This is a genomic window from Collinsella aerofaciens, assembly GCF_032584215.1.
Taxonomy (GTDB): domain Bacteria; phylum Actinomycetota; class Coriobacteriia; order Coriobacteriales; family Coriobacteriaceae; genus Collinsella.
Window position 1 is genome coordinate 1 of the sequence record NZ_JAWHPN010000143.1, and the last position, 434, is coordinate 434.

Annotated in this window: 1 protein-coding gene; it reads right to left on the reverse strand. The window is 59.7% G+C overall.

Going from position 1 to position 434, the window contains the following annotated elements:
- Positions 1-434 (reverse strand): Cna B-type domain-containing protein (locus RX395_RS10155; protein WP_316367404.1); only part of this gene is annotated, 434 nt, incomplete at both ends.

The window sequence follows — 434 nt, forward strand, 5'->3', positions numbered from 1 at the left end:
TTGTGGAGGCGCACACTTGTAGGTCGGGTCATTACCCCCGGGTCCCGGCCAGCCGGTGTCCCCGGCACTCTCCTGGCTGTTGCCGGTGGGCGCTCCGTCTGCGTAAAGCTCTACCGTTAAAGTCTCCGGCCGCAGGCCATCTACCTCTTCCCCATCCTCCCAGGTAGCGAAAGCGGATATCGTTGTGCTGCTGGGAACATAGGTCATTTCGATGGTCATTTCGGTTGTGGCCGCAGTGTAGTCTACCAGTGTACTGGTGACATGCGCCGAGTAGGCCACCTCTTTCTCCGCCGTGCTGTACTTGGGCAAGTCTGACCAAGTGTATGTCCACTTGTTGGCGTCGGACAGCACGACAGACTTTCCGGGCATCGGTACGTTATCGGCGTAGAGCTGCACCACCATGGAGGCGGGCCGCTTGCCGTCCTGGTTGTTGT